General features: G+C 60.1%; 20 protein-coding genes and 1 tRNA gene. 13 read left to right on the top strand and 8 right to left on the bottom strand.

Annotation, left to right across the window (positions count from 1 at the left end; all coding sequences use genetic code 11):
- Positions 1-17: 17 nt before the first annotated feature.
- Positions 18-1,397, top strand: a complete 1,380-nt coding sequence (locus ACVVH8_RS01740) for a Vps62-related protein (RefSeq protein ID WP_475228212.1) — start codon at positions 18-20, stop codon at positions 1,395-1,397.
- On the opposite strand, the gene ACVVH8_RS01735 is transcribed toward ACVVH8_RS01740, so the two are convergent.
- From ACVVH8_RS01735 to ACVVH8_RS01705, 7 genes are all read right to left on the bottom strand, one after another.
- Positions 1,378-2,133: a substrate-binding periplasmic protein gene (locus ACVVH8_RS01735; RefSeq protein WP_315445267.1), complete on the bottom strand. Its 756-nt coding sequence runs from the start codon at positions 2,131-2,133 to the stop codon at positions 1,378-1,380. The genes ACVVH8_RS01740 and ACVVH8_RS01735 overlap by 20 nt on opposite strands.
- Before the next feature lie 73 nt (positions 2,134-2,206).
- Complete coding sequence (hisF, locus tag ACVVH8_RS01730) at positions 2,207-2,977, bottom strand: imidazole glycerol phosphate synthase subunit HisF (protein WP_003220755.1); 771 nt, start codon at positions 2,975-2,977, stop codon at positions 2,207-2,209.
- Positions 2,978-2,986: 9 nt separating this feature from the next.
- Positions 2,987-3,724, bottom strand: a complete 738-nt coding sequence (gene hisA, locus ACVVH8_RS01725) for a 1-(5-phosphoribosyl)-5-[(5-phosphoribosylamino)methylideneamino]imidazole-4-carboxamide isomerase (protein ID WP_003220753.1) — start codon at positions 3,722-3,724, stop codon at positions 2,987-2,989.
- Positions 3,725-3,827: 103 nt separating this feature from the next.
- Positions 3,828-4,085 carry a DUF2164 domain-containing protein gene (locus ACVVH8_RS01720; protein WP_103304196.1) on the bottom strand — a complete coding sequence of 86 codons (258 nt, stop codon included), beginning with the start codon at positions 4,083-4,085 and terminating at the stop codon, positions 3,828-3,830.
- Positions 4,085-4,723, bottom strand: coding sequence for an imidazole glycerol phosphate synthase subunit HisH (hisH, locus tag ACVVH8_RS01715; protein WP_103304195.1), 639 nt, complete (start codon positions 4,721-4,723; stop codon positions 4,085-4,087). Before hisH ends, ACVVH8_RS01720 begins: the two co-directional genes overlap by 1 nt.
- On the bottom strand, positions 4,723-5,316 hold the full coding sequence (gene hisB / locus ACVVH8_RS01710; RefSeq protein ID WP_007909204.1) for an imidazoleglycerol-phosphate dehydratase HisB: 594 nt from the start codon (positions 5,314-5,316) through the stop codon (positions 4,723-4,725). The genes hisH and hisB overlap by 1 nt, the downstream gene beginning before the upstream one ends.
- Positions 5,317-5,585: 269 nt before the next feature.
- Positions 5,586-7,250 (bottom strand): OFA family MFS transporter, encoded by a 1,665-nt coding sequence (locus tag ACVVH8_RS01705; protein ID WP_213027262.1) that lies wholly within the window; start codon positions 7,248-7,250, stop codon positions 5,586-5,588.
- Between the two features lie 233 nt (positions 7,251-7,483).
- On the opposite strand from ACVVH8_RS01705, the gene ACVVH8_RS01700 reads away from it, so the two are divergent.
- The 12 genes from ACVVH8_RS01700 (at position 7,484) to ACVVH8_RS01645 (ending at position 19,826) form a co-directional block, all read left to right on the top strand.
- On the top strand, positions 7,484-7,888 hold the full coding sequence (locus ACVVH8_RS01700; RefSeq protein ID WP_475228210.1) for an acetyl-CoA sensor PanZ family protein: 405 nt from the start codon (positions 7,484-7,486) through the stop codon (positions 7,886-7,888).
- 78 nt (positions 7,889-7,966) lie between these two features.
- The gene (locus tag ACVVH8_RS01695; RefSeq protein ID WP_475228208.1) at positions 7,967-10,189 is read left to right on the top strand and encodes an AsmA family protein; all 2,223 of its coding nucleotides are present in this window, start codon (positions 7,967-7,969) and stop codon (positions 10,187-10,189) included.
- On the top strand, positions 10,186-11,253 hold the full coding sequence (mutY, locus tag ACVVH8_RS01690) for an A/G-specific adenine glycosylase (protein ID WP_475228205.1): 1,068 nt from the start codon (positions 10,186-10,188) through the stop codon (positions 11,251-11,253). The genes ACVVH8_RS01695 and mutY overlap by 4 nt, the downstream gene beginning before the upstream one ends.
- Positions 11,250-11,522: an oxidative damage protection protein gene (locus ACVVH8_RS01685; protein WP_003220737.1), complete on the top strand. Its 273-nt coding sequence runs from the start codon at positions 11,250-11,252 to the stop codon at positions 11,520-11,522. Before mutY ends, ACVVH8_RS01685 begins: the two co-directional genes overlap by 4 nt.
- 103 nt (positions 11,523-11,625) lie before the next feature.
- A tRNA-Phe gene (locus ACVVH8_RS01680) sits at positions 11,626-11,701 on the top strand.
- A gap of 408 nt (positions 11,702-12,109) precedes the next feature.
- Complete coding sequence (gene sbnA / locus ACVVH8_RS01675; RefSeq protein ID WP_349306216.1) at positions 12,110-13,084, top strand: 2,3-diaminopropionate biosynthesis protein SbnA; 975 nt, start codon at positions 12,110-12,112, stop codon at positions 13,082-13,084.
- A gap of 5 nt (positions 13,085-13,089) precedes the next feature.
- Positions 13,090-14,121, top strand: a complete 1,032-nt coding sequence (gene sbnB / locus ACVVH8_RS01670) for a 2,3-diaminopropionate biosynthesis protein SbnB (protein WP_475228203.1) — start codon at positions 13,090-13,092, stop codon at positions 14,119-14,121.
- Positions 14,115-15,890 (top strand): FAD/NAD(P)-binding protein, encoded by a 1,776-nt coding sequence (locus ACVVH8_RS01665; protein ID WP_475228201.1) that lies wholly within the window; start codon positions 14,115-14,117, stop codon positions 15,888-15,890. The genes sbnB and ACVVH8_RS01665 overlap by 7 nt, the downstream gene beginning before the upstream one ends.
- Positions 15,887-16,501 (top strand): glutathione S-transferase N-terminal domain-containing protein, encoded by a 615-nt coding sequence (locus ACVVH8_RS01660; protein ID WP_315445257.1) that lies wholly within the window; start codon positions 15,887-15,889, stop codon positions 16,499-16,501. The genes ACVVH8_RS01665 and ACVVH8_RS01660 overlap by 4 nt, the downstream gene beginning before the upstream one ends.
- Before the next feature lie 17 nt (positions 16,502-16,518).
- The gene (locus ACVVH8_RS01655) at positions 16,519-17,943 is read left to right on the top strand and encodes an L-lactate permease (protein ID WP_103304188.1); all 1,425 of its coding nucleotides are present in this window, start codon (positions 16,519-16,521) and stop codon (positions 17,941-17,943) included.
- 27 nt (positions 17,944-17,970) lie between these two features.
- Positions 17,971-19,449, top strand: coding sequence for an aminotransferase-like domain-containing protein (locus tag ACVVH8_RS01650; protein ID WP_103304187.1), 1,479 nt, complete (start codon positions 17,971-17,973; stop codon positions 19,447-19,449).
- 29 nt (positions 19,450-19,478) lie between these two features.
- Entirely contained in the window at positions 19,479-19,826 is a 348-nt protein-coding gene (locus ACVVH8_RS01645) for a hypothetical protein (protein ID WP_103304186.1), read from the top strand.
- Here the strand turns inward: ACVVH8_RS01645 and ACVVH8_RS01640 are convergent.
- On the bottom strand, positions 19,823-20,272 hold the full coding sequence (locus ACVVH8_RS01640; protein ID WP_475228199.1) for a carboxypeptidase regulatory-like domain-containing protein: 450 nt from the start codon (positions 20,270-20,272) through the stop codon (positions 19,823-19,825). The genes ACVVH8_RS01645 and ACVVH8_RS01640 overlap by 4 nt on opposite strands.
- Between the last annotated feature and the right edge of the window lie 152 nt (positions 20,273-20,424).

The raw sequence follows: 20,424 nt of genomic DNA, 5'->3' as shown, positions 1-20,424 counted from the left end.
AACTATCAGGAGTGACTATGACGACGCATGACGATACCGCTGTGCCAGCCGGGCAAATGGAGCCCATCCGCCACGACAACCTGCTGATCAACTTCACGACGGAGTTTCTCCGCATCTGGGACACCCACGGTTCACGGGCAAAAAAGGCCGCGATCTGGCGTCCGACCCCGGCCGCCGATGTGCTTCCCGGCTATTTTCCATTGGGCGACGTGCTCATTGATAACCACGACAACATCACTGGCAGGCATATCGTGGCCGTGGTTTGCGAGGCTGATACACCCAGCGCAGATCCTGCCAAAGGCAAAGCACTACGCCGGCCTGTCGACTACGAACTGATCTGGGAAGACACCGGATCGGGATCGAAAAAGGACGGAGCGATCTGGCGCCCCGTTCCTCCCGAAGGTTACGTGGCGCTGGGATCGGTATGTTCCGACGGCCATCAAAAACCTTCTTTCAACGCCGTTCGCTGTGTCCGTGCCGACCTTGTGATCGCTTCTGGTCTCAGTGAACAGACATGGGATGACAGAAGCAGCGGCGCTCGAAAAAGCATCAGCACCTGGAGCGCCATTCCGCCATCGGCACCAGCGGATGAAATTTACTTGGTGCCCGGCACCTTTGTCGGCTGTAGCGGTTATTCCAGACCCGACAACTTGTTCGCCTATTCGCTGCGCATTCGGATTTCGCTCGAGGTCAATCCTGCCCCCACCTTGCCCGTGCTCGACAGTGAAATACCTCCCTGTGCGCAGGTACCTGAACACCCCACACAGACCGCTAGGCTTCCATGGTTCGCGGTGAAGGACCCACAGCTTTCCAGACGCGAGCAACTGCGAGAGTCACCTTTCTATCTTCTGCAACGCACGGATTACTATCAGCTCGTCGGCCATTGCAAGAACGGCCAAGATGACGCCAGACCGATTCGCTGGACGGCACCCCGCGCCCAGAGATCGGAAAACCTGCGCACCTTCACCCAGCTCACCTCGATCGAGTTCGGCGCTCAATGGCAAAGCAACGCTCGCCAGCCGTTCCTGTTTTCGGCGCGGTTGAACAATGCTTTTACCCAGTGCGAAATTCAGTCGAATGAATGGCTCAACCCCGCGCCAATCGAGGTCGCTGCCGTTATGGCAAAAAACAGCTCGATAGGGGTCTATCTGATGCAAAGTGATTATGTGCTGCTACGCGCGGACGGTACGCACGTTACCGACGACGTCAGTTACACCGATGGCAACAGCTTGCACATCAGCCAATACACGCCGACGGAGCCTGAAGTAATGGTTGTGCCTTTGGTTGAACCGGCAGTACAGGCGATCATCGATACGCCATCGGCAGACAACGAGGTCACCGCGCCATTACCAGAGCCGGAGCCAGACTTGCCGAACGCTACAGATACCTTGCCATGATGTCGTCAACCACGCCTTCTTTGCGCAACTGATCGAGCGCAGCCTGAAGCTTGGCCACAACTTCGTCGGAGACGTCCTTGTTCAGCGCCAGATACAGCTCGGCGCTGTTGAAACGCAGCACGGTCTTGAGTCCGGTCACGCCATCCTGCCGCGCCAGATAACGGCCGGCAGGATCGCCGGTTGCCCACAGATCGATCTGACCGTTGACCAGTTTCTTCGCATTGTCCTGATCACGCAGCACGACCACTGGCTTCAAGCCCTGCTTGGTCAGCGTCTCGGCAATCGCATCGCCCTTGTAGGCACCGATCCGGTACTTGCGCGCGTCATTGAGGGTTTCGAGGGTGATCTTGCTGTCAGCCTTGGCCAACAGGATCCAGTCGTCGGGGCCGATCGGGCCGACCCACTTGAAGAGTTTTTCGCGATCCGGCAGCCGCGCCATCACGAATGCCCCGTAACCGGGGTTTTCCAGGGCCAGTTTGTAGACGCGCTCCCAAGGGAAACGCAGGGTCAGGCTGTAGGTGATGCCGGCGCGCTGGAACATCTCGCGCACGATGTCGGTGGCAATGCCGTTGATGTTCTCGCCCTGAGCGAAATTCTTGCCGTTCTTGGCCATGTTGTACGGCGGGAAGTTTTCGGTGAGGAGCACCAGATCGGTGTCAGGACTGTTTTCGGCCCGGGCAGTATTGAGCAGCAACACACAGGCACTGGCGAGAACAAGAAGCAGGCGTTTGATCATGTCGGGCTACCGAAATCCATGGCGTGCCCAAGAGTGCCTTGGGTACGCCATGCTGTCCACTGGCCTGTACGGTTTAGCGCATCACAATCCCGCGTTGCGCCATATACGCCTTGGCTTCCTGCACGGTGTATTCGCCGAAGTGGAAAATACTCGCCGCCAACACGGCGCTGGCATGGCCTTCGAGGATGCCGTCAGCCAGATGCTGCAGATTGCCCACACCGCCGGAAGCGATCACCGGAATGCCCAGTGCATCGCTGATGGCGCGGGTCACGCCGAGGTCGAAGCCGTTTTTCATGCCGTCCTGATCCATGCTGGTCAGCAGGATCTCACCGGCGCCGAGGCCTTCCATTTTCTTCGCCCACTCGACCGCGTCGAGGCCGGTCGGCTTGCGGCCGCCGTGGGTGAAGATTTCCCAGCGCGGGGTTTCGCCGGGGCCGGAGACTTTCTTGGCGTCGATGGCGACGACGATGCATTGCGAGCCGAAATGCTGCGCTGCTTCACCAACGAATTCCGGATTGAACACAGCGGCGGTGTTGATCGAGACCTTGTCGGCACCGGCATTGAGCAGGTTGCGGATGTCCTGCACGGTACGCACACCGCCACCGACGGTCAGCGGGATGAACACCTGGCTGGCCATGCGCTCAACGGTATGCAGCGTGGTGTCGCGGCCATCGACGCTGGCGGTGATGTCGAGAAAGGTAATCTCGTCGGCACCCTGCTCGTCATAGCGACGGGCGATTTCCACCGGGTCACCGGCGTCGCGGATGTTCTCGAACTTCACACCTTTGACGACCCGGCCGTTGTCCACGTCCAGGCAAGGGATGATGCGTTTGGCCAGCGCCATGGTCAGTCCTCAGCCTTGGTACGAATCGCAGAAAGCTTGCGCTTCGGCGACGTCGAGGGTGCCTTCGTAGATCGCCCGGCCAGTGATGGCGCCGATGATGCCCGGCGCCTTGGCGTCGAGCAGCGACTTGATGTCACCGAGATTGTGGATGCCGCCGGAGGCGATCACCGGGATCTTGGTGGCAGCGGCCAGTGCGGCGGTGAACGGCACGTTGCAGCCCTGCATCATGCCGTCTTTGGCGATGTCGGTATAAACGATCGAAGACACGCCGTCGGCTTCAAACTGCTTGGCCAGATCGATGACTTGCACGGTGCTGATTTCAGCCCAGCCATCAGTGGCGACGAAACCGTCCTTGGCATCCAGACCCACAATGATCTTGCCCGGGAACGCACGGCAGGCTTCAGCGACGAACGCCGGATCTTTCACGGCTTTGGTGCCGATGATCACGTAGCTCACGCCCGCCTTGACGTAATGCTCGATGGTTTCCAGCGAACGGATGCCGCCGCCGATCTGGATCGGCAGGGTCGGGTAGCGCTTGGCGATCGCGGTGACCACTTCGCCGTTGACCGGCTGACCTTCGAACGCACCATTCAGATCGACCAGATGCAGACGACGGCACCCGCCCTCCACCCACTTGGCAGCCATGCTCACCGGGTCATCGGAGAACACTGTGGAATCTTCCATGCGGCCCTGGCGCAGACGTACGCAGGCACCGTCTTTAAGATCGATAGCGGGAATAATCAGCATGCTTTTTCCTTCGTCAAAAGAGCGGCAAGCTGCAAGCCATAAGCTGCAAGCGCGCACGCGCGTCTATCTCTTGCAGCTTGCAGCTTGACGCTTGCCGCTGCTCTTAATTTTTTTCGAGCGCCCACAGGTCGCTTTCGATGCTTTCAAACCGCTCCTTGAGGTGGGTCTGCACATCGAAAATCGCCCTGTTGTAATAGTGCGGAGCAATTTCGCGGGTAAACAGCTCAAGAATTTCCGCCGCTTCAAACGAGCCGAGGTCGAGTTCGAATCGATCCTCCATGAAGCGTTTGATCTTGTGATTGGCCTCGCTCTCCTGCTCGGGAGTGAGGGTCAGGATCGGCGGCTTCTTCTTGATAGCCATTACCAGCGACCGTCCCACGCCGCGAAGTTCTGCAGCAATTGCAGGCCATGGGTATGGCTCTTCTCCGGATGGAACTGCACGGCAAAGCGCGAGCCTTCGGCCAGCGCTGCGGCGAAATCGACACCGTAATGACCGCCGCCCACCACCTGACGCGCGTTGGCGGCGGCGATGTAGTAGCTGTGCACGAAGTAGAAACGCGCCATGTCCGGAATGTCATGCCACAACGGGTGGCTGACCTTCTGTTTCACTTCGTTCCAGCCCATGTGCGGGACTTTCAGGTGTTCGCCGTCCTCATGCAGGTCTTTGCCGAAGAACTTCACCGCGCCCGGGAACAGGCCGATGCAGTCGACGCCGTCGTTCTCTTCGCTGCTGTCGAGCAAGGCTTGCATGCCGACACAGATGCCGAGGAAAGGACGATCCTGGCTGACTTCACGCACCAGCGAGTCGAAACCGAGACGACGGATTTCCGCCATGCAATCGCGAATCGCGCCGACGCCCGGGAAGACCACGCGGTCGGCTTCGCGGATCACGTCCGCATCGCTGGTGATCAACACCTTGCCGGCACCGACGTGCTCGAGGGCCTTGGCCACCGAGTGCAGGTTGCCCATGCCGTAATCGATAACTGCAACCGTCTGCATTACAGAACGCCTTTGGTCGATGGCATTTGCCCGGCCATGCGCTCATCCAGCTCGACGGCCATGCGCAGGGCGCGGCCGAAAGCCTTGAACACGGTTTCGATCTGGTGGTGGGTGTTGGTGCCGCGCAGGTTGTCGATGTGCAGGCTGACGAGTGCGTGGTTGACGAAGCCCTGGAAGAATTCCTGGAACAAGTCGACGTCGAAGCCGCCTACGGTGGCGCGGGTGTACGGCACGTGCATCTGCAGGCCTGGGCGGCCGGAGAAGTCGATCACCACACGCGACAGTGCTTCATCGAGCGGCACGTAGGCGTGCCCATAGCGACGAATGCCTTTTTTGTCGCCGATGGCTTTGGCGAAGGCCTGCCCGAGGGTGATACCGACGTCTTCCACCGTATGGTGGTCGTCAATATGCAGATCGCCCTTGCATTCAATATCCAGATCGATCAACCCGTGACGGGCGATCTGATCCAGCATGTGCTCAAGAAAAGGAACACCGATATCAAATCGGGCCTTTCCGGTGCCATCAAGGTTGATCGAGGCTTTGATCTGGGTTTCCAGAGTGTCGCGCTCGACAGACGCCTTACGTTCGGCCATCACCAGCTCCGCAAAATCATTGGGCGAAAAAGGCAGCCATTATAGGCACGCGGGGCCGAAACAGAAACACGAGACGTGACATGGCAGACGGATAGAACCCCCGGCTGTCGCGGGTAGACATGTCCATACAAGCCATTACAGGCACCCCAAAACGACTGTAGGAGTGAGCCTGCTCGCGATGAGGGCCTCTTAGTCAACATTTCTGTGACTGTCAGACCGCTATCGCGAGCAGGCTCACTCCTACAGGGGTACTGCGTTTTACCAATTACTTAGTGAAACAGGACCGCCGTTTTCTGCAGGGTCACCCACACACCCCACGCCAACGGAATACCCACCACCAGCCACGCAGCCACCGCCAACGGCTTGCTGCCCGGCGCGGCTTTCCATTCCAGCACGGTGGTGGCGTCAGCACCTTTGTCATGACCCAGTGCCTGTTCGGCCGCCAGCTCAGCGTCGGTCATGAAGTACTTGTCAGCCACCGGGCGTACCAGCATGTTGCAGAGGAAACCCAGCACCAGCAGGCCGGCGAGGATGTACAGGGTGATGTCGTAAGCCGCCGCGCGTTCCACGCCGATGCTCAGCTGATACTCACGCAGGTAGTTCACCAGCACCGGACCGAGCACACCAGCTGCCGCCCACGCCGTCAGCAGACGACCGTGGATCGCGCCGACCATTTGCGTACCGAACAGGTCGGCCAGATACGCAGGAACGGTCGCGAAACCACCGCCGTACATCGACAGGATGATGCAGAACGCCGCCACGAACAGCGCAACGTTGCCCAGATGACCGAGGTTCGGGATCAACGCATACAGGGCAAAACCCAGAGCGAAGAACACGAAATAGGTGTTTTTGCGGCCCAGGTAGTCCGAGAACGACGCCCAGAAGAAGCGGCCACCGATATTGAACAGGCTCAGCAGACCAGTGAAACCGGCGGCAATCGCGGCGATTGAGGCCAGTTGCCCGGCATCCAGCTGACCGAACGGCACGTCAACACCCAGCAGTTTGCCGCCGAACACTTCCTGCAGCAGTGGCGAAGCCATGCCGAGGATGCCGATACCCGCCGATACGTTCAGGCACAGCACCAGCCAGACCAGACGGAATTGCGGGGTTTTCCACGCAACATTCACGTGTACGTGACGGTGAGTGATCATCGAGTTCGAAGCTTTTTTCGCCGGAGCGGTCCAGCCTTCAGGCTTCCAGCCGGTTGGCGGTACGCGGTAAGACAGTGCGCCGCCGATCATGAACACGAAATAGATCGCGGCCATCACCAGGAAGCTCTGCCACACGCCGACGCTGGTTGGCGAGGCGAAGTGGCCCATCAGCGCTGCGGCCAATGGGGCACCAACCATCGCGCCGCCACCAAAGCCCATGATCGCCATGCCGGTAGCCATGCCGCGCTTGTCCGGGAACCACTTGATCAGGGTCGACACCGGCGAGATGTAGCCCAGGCCCAGACCGATACCGCCGATCACACCGGAACCGATCCACATCAGCCAGATCTGGTGGGTATAAATACCCAGCGCCGAGATCAGCAGACCGCCGCACCAGCACAGCGCCGATACGACACCGGCCTTGCGTGGCCCGGCGTGTTCGAGCCAGCCGCCCCAGATCGCTGCCGAGCAGCCGAGGAAGATGAAGAACAGGGTGTAGATCCAGCCGAGCATCGAGATCGGCCAGTCGCATTGCGAAGAAAACACCTGAGCGATGAAGCTCATGTCCGGCGCGCAAGCCACTGGCGCAGTGATGCCCAACGCCTTGGACAGCGGCAGCCAGAACACCGAGAAACCGTAGGCCATGCCGATGCACAGGTGAATGGCCAGAGCGGCCGGTGGTACCAGCCAGCGGTTGAAACCGGGCTTGGCGATGATGCGTTCCTTGGACAGGAACGCAGGCTGGTCGGCGTTGACGCCGTCCGCCGTGATGCTCGTGCTCATTGTGTATCCCCCAATTATTAGTATGGTTCGCCAGCCACTGTTCACCCTCGGCCTTAATGCACGCAGGCATGACCGTTTTTTCAGGTGAAGCTCCTTGAAGGCGCGACGTTAAGTCGCAGAAGGACGGACGAACCGGCGAAGGTTACCATTTGCACGTGACAGAAAAACCAAACTGATATCACCTTTTTCATGTCACCTGATCTCCTGCACAGGACATTTCCTACGGAGCCACCATGCCAGTCATCGTTCAGACGCTTGAAGACGCCAGTTATCAGGACCAGCAGGATTTGCAGAAGATTTACCGCGATGCGCCCGATTGGCTGTTTGCGCCGTTCTCCGGCGAGGCCGAGCTGATCGAAAGCGCCTTGGCTGACGGCTGTTTTATTGCCGGACGTTTCAATGACCGCTTGCTCGGCGCCGCACGTCTGACAAGGCACCCCGAGGTTTGGTACTTGTCGCATTTATGCGTACGAAAAGTTACCCGACGCCGTGGGGTTGCCGAGCGGCTGGTGAACCAAGCGCAGAAAATGGCGTCGCAAGCGGGGGCAGAACTGCGTCTGCTGGCGCCTGCCGGGCATCTTGAAGCCCAGGCCATCGCCGCCAGGTTGCACCTGCCACTGACGGTGCTGACAACATGACTTCACCCCGAACCGGGCCGTTGCAGCGCTATACTCCCCGGCTAAATTACGAATTCGACTAACTACAAGGACTCGCCCATGAAAGCGTTCGGCAAAATCCTGGGTCTGGTACTTCTCGGGCTGTTGCTGATCATCGTGGCGGCAGGCTTTGCCCTGACCCACCTCTTCGATCCCAACGATTACAAAGACGAGATCCGCCAGATTGCCCGCGACAAGGCCCACATCGAGCTGACGCTCAATGGCGATATCGGCTGGAGCCTGTTCCCGTGGCTCGGCCTGGAATTGCACGAAGCCAGCGTCGCCACCCTGGCCAAGCCTGCCGAACCGTTTGCCGACCTGCAGATGCTCGGCCTGTCCGTGCGCGTGCTGCCGCTGTTGCGCCGCGAAGTGCAGATGAGCGATGTGCGCGTCGAAGGCCTCAACCTCCGTCTGAACCGCGACAAGAACGGTCACGGCAACTGGGAAGATATCGGCAAAGTGCCTGTCGCGGCCGGCACAACGCCGCCAGCCACCCCCGGCGAACCCGCCAGCGACACCCCGGTCGCGGTGGAAAAACCTGCGCAGCCAATTCGCCTCGACATCGACAGCCTGACCGTCAACAACGCCCGCGTTGAGTACAACGACGAACTGACCGGCAAGCAGTTCAGCGCCGAAAGCATCCAGTTGAGCACCGGCCCGGTGCACGATTCGACCAACATTCCGGTGAAAGCCACTGCATTCCTCGGCACTAATCAGCCCGTGCTGCGGGTGCGTACCGAACTCACGGGTGAACTGCGCTTCGAGCGCGCTCTGCAACGCTACAAGTTTGAAGACCTGAAGCTTTCCGGCGAACTGGCCGGTGACCCACTCCAAGGCAAGACCATGACCTTCTCCGCTCAGGGGCAGTTGCTGCTGGATAAAGCGGCGAACGTCGCCGAATGGACCGGCATCAAGATCTCCGCCAACCAGTTGCGCGCCTTGGGTGAACTGAAAGCCAACGACCTCGACAAGACCCCGCAGATCACTGGCGGCATCTCGATCGCGCAGTTCGATCTGGCGAAATTCGTCGACAGCATCGGCCAGAAACTGCCGGCCATGGCCGAGGGCAGCCTGAGCAAGGTCGAACTGGTCAGCCGTGTTTCGGCCACGCCAACCAGCGCCGCGTTCGACAACATCAACCTGAAGATCGACGACAGCAGCTTCAGCGGCCGCATCGCCGTCGAGGATTTCGCCAAACAATCGCTGCGGGCGATCCTCAAGGCAGACACCTTCAACGTCGACCGCTACCTGCCGCCGAAATCGGAAAAAGCCACCAGCGCCACGCAAGTGCGTCAGGCCGAAGTTGCCAGCACCGAAGCCGATGCCATGGCGGGCGCAGGCTCCACGCCGCTGCCGGACAAACCGAGCAAAAGCGCCTGGAGCACTGACCGCCTCCTGCCGGTTGAACGCCTGGCCAAGCTCGATGTGGATGCCGACCTGACTTTCGGCCAGTTGACCCTCGACAAATTGCCGATCCAGAACGCCGCACTCAAAGCCACTGGTCAAGGCGGCTTGCTGACCCTCAATAATCTGAGCGGCGAACTGTACAACGGCGGCTTCGAAGCCAAAGGCACCCTCGACGTACGCCCGAGCGCGCCAGTGCTGAACCTACAGACGAAGATCAACCGCGTACCGGCGGAAAAAATCCTCGAAAGCCAGGGCAAGAATCCGCCGGTCAAAGGCCTGGTGACCCTCAGCAGTAATGTCACCGGCAGCGGCAACAGCCAACAGGCACTGATCGAAACCCTCAACGGCAACGCCAGTTTCGTGATCAACAACGGCGTGCTGCTGAACGCCAACCTTGAGCAGCAACTGTGCAAAGGCATCGCCACGCTCAACCGCAAAACCCTTAGCGGCGAGCCACGCGGCAAGGACACCCCGTTCCAGGAACTCAAGGGCAACCTGACTTTCCGCAACGGCATCGCCAGCAACCCGGACCTGAAAGTGCGCATCCCGGGCATGACCGTCAACGGTGACGGCGATATCGACCTGCGTGTGCTCGGCATGGACTACCGCGTCGGCATCATCGTTGAGGGTGACACCAGCGCCATGCCGGATCCGGCCTGTCAGGTCGGCGAAAAATTCGTCGGCATCGAGTGGCCGCTGCGCTGCCGTGGCCCGCTGGAACTGGGCGCCAAGGCCTGCCGTGTGGACAACGACCGTCTCGGTCAGGTCGCAACCAAACTGGCTGGCGACAAACTCAGCGAAAAAATTAACGAGAAACTCGGCGACAAGGTCAGCCCGGAATTGAAAAACGCATTGAAGGGGCTGTTCAAGCGATGAGAGCGGAGCAGTTTTCACAGGCGGTGCTGGAGTGGTTCGATCGCCACGGCCGCCACGATCTGCCTTGGCAGCAAGACATCAATCCGTATCGGGTGTGGGTGTCGGAGATCATGTTGCAACAGACGCAAGTCAGCACCGTGCTCAACTATTTCGACCGTTTCATGACCGCGCTGCCGACGGTTCAAGCGCTGGCCGAAGCGCCGGAAGACGAAGTGCTGCACCTGTGGACGGGTCTGGGTTACTACACCCGCGCGCGCAATTTGCAGAAGACCGCGAAGATCGTCGTCAGCCAGTACGGCGGCGAGTTTCCGCGTGACGTCGAAAAGCTTACGGATCTGCCGGGCATTGGCCTGTCCACTGCGGGCGCCATCGCGAGCATCAGCATGGGCTTGCGCGCGCCGATCCTCGACGGCAACGTCAAACGCGTTCTGGCGCGTTTTACCGCGCAAGAGGGCTACCCCGGTGAGCCGAAGGTCGCCAAACAGCTATGGGCCAACGCTGAGCGTTTTACGCCGTATGATCGGGTCAACGCCTACACCCAGGCGATGATGGATCTTGGCGCCACACTGTGCACACGGAGCAAACCGAGTTGCCTGTTGTGCCCGCTTGAACGTGGCTGCGAAGCGCACATGCTTGGTCTGGAAACGCGCTATCCGATACCCAAGCCGCGCAAAGCCATTCCGCAGAAACGCACGCTGATGCCGATGCTCGCCAATGGCGACGGCGCGATTCTGCTTTATCGCCGTCCGTCGACAGGCCTGTGGGGCGGTTTGTGGAGCTTGCCGGAACTCGACGACCTCGACGACCTGCAACATCTCGCCGATCAGCACTCGCTGACCATGGGCGAGCAGCAGGCGCTGCCAAGCCTTGTCCACACCTTCAGCCATTTCCAGCTGTCCATCGAACCCTGGCTGGTTCAGGTGCAGGAGGCCAGCCATCACGTGGCCGAGGCCGACTGGCTCTGGTATAACCTCGCCACCCCGCCGCGCCTGGGCCTCGCCGCCCCGGTCAAAACCTTGCTCGAACGCGCGGCTGCCGTATTGAATGCAGGAGAGTCACCATGACCCGCACCATCATGTGCCGTAAGTACAAAGAAGAATTGCCCGCTCTGGAACGCGCTCCTTTCCCGGGCGCCAAAGGTCAGGATATTTTTGATCACGTCTCCGCCAAGGCCTGGGCCGACTGGCAGAAACACCAGACCCTGCTGATCAACGAAAAACGCCTGAACATGATGAACGCCGAAGATCGCAAATATCTTCAGGGCGAGATGGACAAGTACTTCTCCGGCGAGGATTACGCCAAGGCCGAAGGCTACGTTCCGCCTGCCGAGTAAACCCGCAAAATCGGGGGTCGGATCGTAAGCGACGGAATTAATTTAAGAAATTTTAAAAAAGTCGTTGACGTAAATCCGAAAAACCCTTTTAATGCGCCCCGTTGCCCAGATAGCTCAGTCGGTAGAGCAGGGGATTGAAAATCCCCGTGTCGGCGGTTCGATTCCGTCTCTGGGCACCAAATACCGAAAACCCTGAATCGCAAGATTCAGGGTTTTTTTATGCCTGCGATTTGATCATGCCTCCCTACTCGCCCTCTCCCTCTCGATACACCCATCCCTACCTGTACTGAAAAATACCCGAAATCTGTATCTCTCCCCTTGTAGGAAATTTCGCCAGTATTTCTCCAAGCCTTGGCGAGCCAATGACTGGCTCTACTTTGCGCCCCGCAACACTCTCGACCCTTGAGGTCGTCAGAGCGCAAAACCTGATTTTTTGAATAGATCGGCGTTCACCGCAAGGTCACTTCCTGTCCAGCTAAAAAATCTAAAAAAAACCAACAGGCGAACTGCATTTACTGCTTTTCAAACATTCCAGGATGAATGCTGGCGCCCCCGTGCGCCCGGCAAAAGAGCGAAACGGACGACGTATGATCAAGCAACTTATCAATGAAGATAGTTATGTGCAGATTGGAGAACTTTGCAGCGCAAGGATCCAACTGAAAATCGAAGGACTGAATCCTGCCGGATCGATAAAACTCAAAACCGCACACGCACTGATTACCGATCTGGAAAATCAGGGGCGGATTTCCCATAAGACGCGTCTGGTCGAGTCTTCATCGGGGAATCTGGGGGTTGCGCTGGCCATGGTCTGCGCCGCCAAGGGTTACAAGTTTGTCTGTGTGATTGACCCGAACATTTCTGCGCCAAACAGGAAGCTCATGCAGGCACTCGGCGCCGAGATGATCATGGTTGATCAACGTGACGAAAACGGCGGTTACCTTAATTCGCGCATTCGTTTGATCGAGCAACTGGTCGCAGAGAACCCGGATTACATCTGGCTCAACCAGTACAAGAATCCGACCAATCCCCTCGCCCACTATCAAGCGACTGCCAAGTCCATTGCCCATAAGTTTCCCCATGTGGATTACCTGTTTGTCGGCGCCGGCACTACCGGCACGCTGATGGGCTGCAAGAACTACTTCGCCGAACATCATCCACAGACCAAAGTCATCGCTGTCGATACTGTCGGCTCGGTCACGTTCGGCCTGCCGGGGGGCACGCGGCATATCCCGGGTCTGGGCACCAGTCGCCTGCCAGAGATATTCGAAGCGTCCGGGATTCACGACTTCCTGTCGATTCCCGAGGAACAGACCATCAAGGTCTGCCGCTGGCTGGCGCAACGCTACGGCCTGCTCTTCGGCGGCTCCACCGGCACCGTCCTCGCGGGGATCCAGCAATGGGCGCCGCACATCCGTCCCGACGACGTTGTCGTGGCGATCTCGCCTGACATGGGTGAGCGCTACCTCGAAACCATCTATTCCGACGACTGGGTCACCCAGCGTATCGGCGCAGCGGCGTTGCAACCCCTTTTCCCAGAAATCGCTCTGGCACTTTCGGCGTAATTCCCATGACCACACAGAACCCGATCCAACCGTTCCACGTTATCCCCGGCGCAGTCGTCAAGGACATCCTCAACGGCCTGCGGCAGGAAGCCATCGAGATCGTCGCGCAGACTTACCTGACCCACGAGCGTGGCGAAACCGTTAACCCTGACAGTTACTTCCTGCGCTTTCCGGCGGAACCGGCGAACCGGATCATTGCGCTGCCGGCGGCCATCGTCGACAGCGAGGGCGATCAGTCCGTGTCCGGGATCAAGTGGATTGCCAGCTATCCCGACAACATCAAGTCGGGCATCCCGCGCGCTTCGGCGGTATTGATCCTCAACGATCCGGACACCGGTTATCCCTATTCGCTGCTCGAGGGTGCGTTGATCAGTGCTGTGCGCACTGCTGCATCGGCGGTGCTCGGCGCGTGGTGGCTGAATGGCCAAAGGAAAAGCGCGCCAAGACTTTCGATCATTGGTGGCGGGGTGATTTCGCGAAACATCCTTGAGACGTTCATCGCCGACGACTGGTCGTTCGCCAGCGTGGGGATTCACGATCTCAACGCCGAATCAGCGCAAGCGCTGTCAGCGTTCGGCAAACAACTCGGGGTGCCGGATGTACAGCTGCTGTCGCTGCAAGACGCACTCACCGCCGACATCGTGGTGTTCGCCACCAGCGCCGGCGAGCCTTATGTGAAAGGCAGCGGCACTTTCCGTCCGGGGCAGATCGTCCTGAACATTTCGCTGCGGGATATCGGCGCAGAAATCATCGAGGAAAGTTACAACTACTTCGACGACGTCACCCACTGCCTGAAGGCCAATACCTCGCCGCACTTGGCCGAGCAGCAGTACGGTCATCGCGACTTCGTTACCGGCACCGTGGCGCAATTGATTCGCGGCGATCTGCAAGTCGCCACAGACAAACCGCTGATCTACTCGCCATTCGGCATGGGCATCCTCGATCTGGCGATTGGCCGGATGATTCACGACATCGCCGTCAAGGACGGCTCGGCGGTCGCCATCCCGTCCTTCTTCGGGGAGGAGCGCAGATGGTGAAGGCGCCTCTGCTTATCGGCCTGGTGGGCTGCGGATCGCGCGGGTTGTCGATTTTCGAACGCCTGCTGAGCGTCGCCGAGGAGCGCCCGGAGCAACCGATCGTCATCGATATTTTCGAGCCGAATGTGCTCGGTAGCGGCGCGCACTGGCCGGATCAGCCGGATTATCTTTTGCTCAATACCGTCGCCGGTCAGCTCGGGGTATTCCCCGACGCGGCGGCATTTGGAAATCTGGCGGATGCACGCGAAAGGCCGGGCGCGGATTTCCTGACGTGGTGCCGTGAGCAGCGCATCAAGGTCGATCCGGACAGCGGCCTGCTCGCCGCCGATGGGCGCGATGTCGAGGCGCAGGACTTTTTGCCGCGTCATCTGCTTGGCGCTTACCTGGCGGATGCCTTTATGCAAATCCTCGCCACCGCGCCGAGTTGGGTCAGCGTAAATCTGCATCAACAGGCAGTGACGGCGGTCGAGCGCAATGCGGCTCAGCAATACGTTCTGCATACCGCATCAGGCGAGGCGGTGGCGGTGGATCGGCTGATCCTGACGGTCGGCCATACCGGTCGCCTGCGCCTGGCTGATCGCAACCGCATCGAGGACGTCTATCCGCTGCCTGGCAGCCTCGACACCATCGAACCCGGCGAAACCGTGCTGATTGAAGGGCTGGGCCTCGGCGCGATGGACACCCTCGCGGCGCTCACCTCGGGCCGCGGCGGTCACTACAAGCGCATGGCCGACGCCAGTCACGCGTATCAACCGTCAGGTCGCGAGCCGGTGATCTTTATCCAGTCGCGGGACGGCCTGCCTTTCCGCACTCGCCCCAACGGCCTGATCGAGTTCCCCCGCCATCAAGCCGTGCTGCTCACCAGCGCGCGCATCGAATGCTTGCGGGCCAATGCACCGAACCGGCAGCTGGATTTCGAGCAAGACATCCTGCCGCTGATGCTGCTGGAGATGCGTGCGGCGGCCGTCGCTGTCCTGCATGAAAACCCGACGCAGGTACTTGAGCAACTCAGGAGCGTCAGCGTTGCCGGGCCTGCTGGCGTTGTCGCCTGCGAAGCGTTGCTGCGCGATTACGAAGCCAGCGGCGGCGCGATCAATCCGCAGGCGTTGATCTGGCATGCACTGCCGGACAATGTCACGCCGCACAACTATCACGCCTGGATCTACGACACGCTCGAAGCCGACTTGCAGGAGTCGCGGCTGGGCCGTGGGGCGTCGGCGATCAAAGCGGCCATCGAAGTCTGGCGCGACCTGCGTGACCGACTGCGTGAAGCGGTCGACTTCGACGGGCTGACCGACGCCTCCCACCGGCAGTTCTATGGTCGTTGGCACAAGGCGATCAACCGCCTCGTCGCCGGCCCGCAGAAAGAGCGCCACGCCGACCTGCTGGCCCTGTGTGACGCCGGTCTGCTGACGTTCCTCAAGCCTGGCTCTCGACCTGCTATAGACCATTTCAAGCGTGTCGCCGGCTATGTCCAAAGCAGCGGCGTGACCAACAGCGACTGCGCGCCGGTACGCGACCTGGCGCGCCTTGGACTGATCCGCCCGCGTACCGACGTGCCGGGCATCGACGGCATTGATGTCGACGCGGCGTGTCATCCCAAGTCGAGCGCGGGCGAACCCGTGCGCAACCTCTGGGTGCTTGGCCCGCTCGCCGAAGGCTCTTGCTACTACAACCACTACGTCACATCGGCGGGTGCGCCCTCGCGCCTGTTCATGGACGCTCATCGCGCCGCCGCTGCAATTCTTGAGGCAGGTACTCCCGCATGAAACTTTACTACCAGACGCATTCGCCCTACGCCCGCAAAGTGCTGGTGCTTGCCCACGAACTCGGCATCGCTTCGAGCCTGGAAGTGATCCATCACGAGACCAGCCCGACTTCGCCGAACGAGGTTATCTATAAGGCCAATCCGTTGGGCAAGGTGCCGGTGCTGATCCTCCCTGACGACAGCGCGCTGTTCGATTCCATCGTGATTTGCGAGTACCTCGACGACCTGAGCAACGGCTTGAAACTCATCCCGGCCAACGGCCCCGAACGCTACAAGGCCCTGCGCCTGCAGGCGTTGGCGCAGGGCATGTGCGATGTCGGCATCAAGCTGCGCTGGGAAGTCGAGCGTCGCCCGGAAGCCTTGCGCTATCCGGCCTACGCCGAGGGTCAGGCGTTCAAACTCAAAGAGGCATATCGCTTCATCGAAGAGCATGTCGATCTCAATGGTCCGATCACCATTGGTCACATCGCCCTGGCGACCGCGCTCGACTGGATCGCCTTTCGCCAGCTATCGGACTTTTCCGCTCAGACACGCCTGACCGAGTGGTATCAGACTTTTTGTGAGCGCCCCTCCATGCGGGCGACCGAGTACAGCGGGCAGACTCACGATTAAGTTAAGGAAAACTGTGTATGAGCTCTCTCTTGTTGCAAATGTCACCGATCGCGCTGGTGATCGCGCTGATCCTGATCGTCCGCCGACCGCCGGTTCAAGCCGCGCTGGCAGGCGTGGTACTGGTGCTCGTGCTATGGGCATTGGGCGCTGCCGGACCGGTGTCGGCGGCCATCAGCTCAGCGATTTTTCAGGACACCACGATCCTGTTTCTCAGCACCGCGTGCGTGATCGTGCCGGGGCTGGCCTTCGTCATCCTGGTCGAGCGCGGTGGTGCGCCGCAGGCCATCGGCGCCTGGGTCAAGGAGTTGGGCTGGACCCCGCCGGCGCAAGTCATCTTCATCGTGCTGGGCCTGGCGCCGCTGCTTGAAGCGATGACCGGTTTCGGTGTCTCACTGATCGCCACGGTGCCGTTGTTGATGGGCCTGTTCACCCGTCAGTCGGGGATGAAAATCGCTCTGGCCGGTATGGTCATCATGCCGTGGGGCACCTTGGGTCTGGCCACGGTGATTGGTGCGCTGCTGGCGCACCTGCCGGCAGAAACCCTTGGCAGTCATTCGGCGCTGATCAGTGCCCCAGTGTTCCTCTGCCTCGCAGCGATCGCCCTGTGGCAGGGCGGCATCCGCACGGTTTCACCGTGGCTCGGGCTGATCGTGGTAACGGCGCTGTTCGTGGCGGTGCTGTTCTCCATCAACCTGTGGATCGGCCCGGAAGTGTCCGGGGTGCTGGCGGGTCTTGCCGTGGCCTGCGTAGGCCTGGGCATCTCCTACGCACAACGGAAAAAACTGGTGCGCTGGCCGAACGCGGCGTGGCCTTACCTGGCTTTGCTTGGGGTGATCGTTGCCTCGCGCGGCGTGTTTGTTCTGTCGGGCTGGGATGCGCTGTGGATCGTCAAAGGCGAGCACGTTTCCTGGAAGCCATTGGCATCCCCGGGGCTGGCGCTGCTGATCGTCACCCTGCTGATGGCAATCAAACAAAGCGCGGCGACGGGTTTCCCGTGGCGCGCACTGTTCAACCGGGCGAAGTTTCCGGTCACGACGATTTTCCTGTTCCTGCTGCTTTCCCAGGTCATGGTCAACGCCGGATTTCTGGTCGAGGCACAGCGCACGCTGCAATCGTTGTCGGGGATTTCCCTGGCGCCGACCATCGCCTTGCTGGCGGGGATCGCCGGTTATGTCACCGGTTCCAACGTCGGCGGCAACACCCTGGTCATGCCGTCCATCGCCGCACTGAGCAGCGAACACGGAGCGTGGCTGGCGGCGATGGTCAACAGTGCCGCCGGGCATGGTGCGCTGGGATCGCTATCGATTCTGTCGCTGATCATCGGGCTGGCGGGCGCCAACCGGCAGGAGGAGCACAACCTGATCCGGTTCGCCTTCGGACTGGTTGCTCTGAACATCGTCATAGTTGCTGCAACAGGAATCGTTTTGCTCTACTTTCTCTGAATTGTTTCGAGACATAACAGAGAACTTATGGACAGGTTTGATTTACCGGACAAGCGCTGGCGGATCGTCAAGGACTGGATTATTCGTCAGATCGACAGTGGTGAGTGGGCAGCCGATGCAAAACTGCCCTCGATCCGCACCCTGGCGAGAATGTTTGAAACCAGCATCACCACCGTGCAACGCGCGTTGGCGGATCTGGAAGCCGATGCTTATGTGTCGACCAAACCCCGCATCGGCTATTTCGTTTCGGCCTCCGGACAGGCAAAACCCGCCAGCGGTTTCGATTTCTCCAGTGTCACCGTCAACGTCAATCATGCGGTGGTGGCGATGCTCTCCGAGGCTGCTTCACGCACCACCGCCTCGTTGAACTCAGCCGTTTTGCACAGCGATCTCACGCCCAATGTGCTGCTCAACAAATGCCTTTCAGTGCTGGCCGGCAAGGCTGACAACTCGCTGACTGGCCTGGTCGCGCCACCCGGCCTGCCGGCACTGCGACGGCGTATTGCCGGGCTGATGCTGACGCGCGGCGTGGTCTGCGGGCCGGACGATATTCTGGTGACCTCGGGCGACACGATTGCCCTGGAACTGGCCCTCGAAGCCGTCGCACCGCGAGGCGCTACGGTCGCCATCGAAACCCCGACCTATTACGGCATCCTGCAGACCATCGAACGTCTGGGCATGCGCGCCCTGCCGATCCGCACCCACGGCAAACTGGGCCTCGACGTCGATCACCTCGAAGAAGCGCTGAAACTGAAAAAGGTCTCGGTGATCTTTCTCAACCCGACCCTGCAGAATCCCCGTGGTTTCATCATGCCCGATGAAACCCGCGCCCGACTTTCACACATGGCCCGCGAAGCGGACGTGCCGATTATCGAGGACGACATCTTCTTCGATCTGGTGCCGGAAACAGAGCGCCCGCGCGCCATCAAAAGCTACGACACCAGCGGGCAGACGATTTACTGCTCGTCGTTCTCCAAGACCATCGCCCCCGGTTATCGCGTCGGCTGGTGTCTGGCCGGCAAGTACCGCAACGCGATTCTGGCGCAAATGTTTTCGCGCAATCTGGCGGTGTCCAGCCTTGCGCAAAATGTCCTCAACGAATTTATCGGGCGCGGTTACATGGACGAGCACTGCGCCAGGCTCAGGTCGCAACTGTCATCGCTGGCAAGTTTTGTCGAGGGGCTGGTGCGCACGGACTTCCCTGCGGGAACCGTGTACGTGCCACCGCGTGGAGGTTTTATTCACTGGATCGAAATGCCCGCACACACCGACATGCCGGCTCTGCAAGCGTTCGCCACCGAACGCGGTTGCCATGTCGCCGGCAGCGGAATTTTCTTCGCCGACGGACATGCAACTACGGGCGTGCGCATCTGCCTGGGTACAGCACTGACCCCAGGCGTGATCGAGATTCTGAAGGTGATTGCCGAGTGCGCGCACCTCGCCGGGCGACCGTCGCCTGTGCGGCAGCCACTGATTGAGCAACAGGAAGAACCGGCGGTTTCCTGACCGCGAAAGGACGTTCGCAGAGCCAACTCATGAATCAGAAAAGAACCCGCATCCCCCTGCCCCATCCGCCACCGTATCGCCAAAGCCGCCTGTCGATATGCCTGACGATCCTGTTCAGCGTGTTTCTGGTATGTCTGGGTGGGATGCTCTGTTACCTGGTCATCGATGGGTTAGAACAGGGCTCCATCACCATGATCACCCGTGGCGGCCCGGCCAGGACTTATACCCTCGCGGCCCAACCGCGCCTGTATTGGTTCGAGATCGTCTGGCAGGGATTGTTCGCGCTGCTGTTACTGGCCGCAGGACCGGGATGGTACTGGGTCAATCGTATATCCCGGCCTGCTGCCCAGCCAAAGCGCAAAGCCAAAACCCGCTAGCTGTTGTCGTTCCAGTGGAACACCAGATTGCGCGCAGCACCGCCGCCAACATCCGTGACATCCTGCCGTGTCTCGCCCTTACGCGTGGCCACAACGGTGTATTTGCCGGGTGGCAATTGCACGTACACCAGTGGTCCCGTCTGACTCAGCGTCAGCACGATTTGCCCCGGGGCCTGTTGAATCGTCACATCGACGTCGGCGGTGTACTCGTCTTGCGCGCCGACCGCAAACGTCATGTGCAGGTTGTAACCGCTGGATTGCTGAATGGCTTTCGCCTCATCCTCACCGATCCCGCCGGCCAGATACCGGGTGCCATTTTGCTGTTGTTGCTGCACTTGCACACCCGTGCTGTCGACGGGCTCAAGACTGCCGGCCTGCAGCATCACCGGAAACAAAAATGCGGCAACCGTAGCGACGGACAGCACGAATGAAAGAACGCGTTTCATGAGAGTGACTCCCGGGCTCTCGTAGAGCCCAACCGTTACCCTGCATTGGATCGGCGGCAGGCAGATCGCGTTTTAGAATGATTCGAACTTGGGCCGTGTACGAAACGGACTACAGACCAAAGTCACCGAAAGCCCCCTTCGCCAGCAACGTC

This window comes from Pseudomonas trutticola BRTCR10 (assembly GCF_056155105.1).
Note: the sequence above shows the minus strand (reverse complement) of the source record. Positions and strands in the feature narration are given on the sequence as shown.

Bases quoted from the DNA above. Each gene is read 5' to 3' on its own strand.
- ACVVH8_RS01740 (WP_475228212.1), top strand. From the start codon at position 18: ATGACGACGCATGACGATACCGCTGTGCCAGCCGGGCAAATGGAGCCC.
- ACVVH8_RS01735 (WP_315445267.1), bottom strand. From the start codon at position 2,133: ATGATCAAACGCCTGCTTCTTGTTCTCGCCAGTGCCTGTGTGTTGCTG.
- hisF (WP_003220755.1), bottom strand. From the start codon at position 2,977: ATGGCGCTGGCCAAACGCATCATCCCTTGCCTGGACGTGGACAACGGC.
- hisA (WP_003220753.1), bottom strand. From the start codon at position 3,724: ATGCTGATTATTCCCGCTATCGATCTTAAAGACGGTGCCTGCGTACGT.
- ACVVH8_RS01720 (WP_103304196.1), bottom strand. From the start codon at position 4,085: ATGGCTATCAAGAAGAAGCCGCCGATCCTGACCCTCACTCCCGAGCAG.
- hisH (WP_103304195.1), bottom strand. From the start codon at position 4,723: ATGCAGACGGTTGCAGTTATCGATTACGGCATGGGCAACCTGCACTCG.
- hisB (WP_007909204.1), bottom strand. From the start codon at position 5,316: ATGGCCGAACGTAAGGCGTCTGTCGAGCGCGACACTCTGGAAACCCAG.
- ACVVH8_RS01705 (WP_213027262.1), bottom strand. From the start codon at position 7,250: ATGAGCACGAGCATCACGGCGGACGGCGTCAACGCCGACCAGCCTGCG.
- ACVVH8_RS01700 (WP_475228210.1), top strand. From the start codon at position 7,484: ATGCCAGTCATCGTTCAGACGCTTGAAGACGCCAGTTATCAGGACCAG.
- ACVVH8_RS01695 (WP_475228208.1), top strand. From the start codon at position 7,967: ATGAAAGCGTTCGGCAAAATCCTGGGTCTGGTACTTCTCGGGCTGTTG.
- mutY (WP_475228205.1), top strand. From the start codon at position 10,186: ATGAGAGCGGAGCAGTTTTCACAGGCGGTGCTGGAGTGGTTCGATCGC.
- ACVVH8_RS01685 (WP_003220737.1), top strand. From the start codon at position 11,250: ATGACCCGCACCATCATGTGCCGTAAGTACAAAGAAGAATTGCCCGCT.
- sbnA (WP_349306216.1), top strand. From the start codon at position 12,110: ATGATCAAGCAACTTATCAATGAAGATAGTTATGTGCAGATTGGAGAA.
- sbnB (WP_475228203.1), top strand. From the start codon at position 13,090: ATGACCACACAGAACCCGATCCAACCGTTCCACGTTATCCCCGGCGCA.
- ACVVH8_RS01665 (WP_475228201.1), top strand. From the start codon at position 14,115: ATGGTGAAGGCGCCTCTGCTTATCGGCCTGGTGGGCTGCGGATCGCGC.
- ACVVH8_RS01660 (WP_315445257.1), top strand. From the start codon at position 15,887: ATGAAACTTTACTACCAGACGCATTCGCCCTACGCCCGCAAAGTGCTG.
- ACVVH8_RS01655 (WP_103304188.1), top strand. From the start codon at position 16,519: ATGAGCTCTCTCTTGTTGCAAATGTCACCGATCGCGCTGGTGATCGCG.
- ACVVH8_RS01650 (WP_103304187.1), top strand. From the start codon at position 17,971: ATGGACAGGTTTGATTTACCGGACAAGCGCTGGCGGATCGTCAAGGAC.
- ACVVH8_RS01645 (WP_103304186.1), top strand. From the start codon at position 19,479: ATGAATCAGAAAAGAACCCGCATCCCCCTGCCCCATCCGCCACCGTAT.
- ACVVH8_RS01640 (WP_475228199.1), bottom strand. From the start codon at position 20,272: ATGAAACGCGTTCTTTCATTCGTGCTGTCCGTCGCTACGGTTGCCGCA.